The sequence below is a fragment of the Oleiphilus sp. HI0061 genome (genome assembly GCF_001635675.1).
This window is the reverse complement of record NZ_LWFE01000712.1, coordinates 1-397: the sequence shown is the minus strand read 5'-3', so window position 1 is coordinate 397 and position 397 is coordinate 1. Positions and strand designations below refer to the sequence as shown.

The window sequence follows — 397 nt, the reverse complement described above, 5'->3', positions numbered from 1 at the left end:
CTTTGCTATGAATAAGCTCACGCATCTGTTCATCTATTTGCACAAGTTCGTAGATACCAATACGGCCCTTATAACCAAGATGATTACACTCTGGGCAACCTTTTGCTTTGTAGATAGGAGGTTTCGATTGGCCAGGCCCGTGCTCTATATGCAGAAATTCGCATTCGCTGTCATCAGGCTCGTAGGGTTGACGACAGGAGGTACACAGAACACGAACCAAGCGCTGTGCCATAATACCAACAAGGCTCGAGCTAATCAGGAAAGGCTCAACCCCCATATCCATCAATCGGGTGATAGAGCCAACGGCACTATTAGTATGCAAGGTTGATAGCACCATGTGGCCGGTCAAACTGGCTTGAACCGCAATTTCAGCTGTTTCGATATCACGGATCTCACC

1 protein-coding gene is annotated in these 397 nt (G+C 47.6%); it reads right to left on the bottom strand.

All coding sequences use genetic code 11. The annotated features are described in order from the left end of the window. Window positions 1-397 (bottom strand): GspE/PulE family protein (locus A3735_RS08960; RefSeq protein ID WP_197485780.1); only part of this gene is annotated, 397 nt, incomplete at both ends.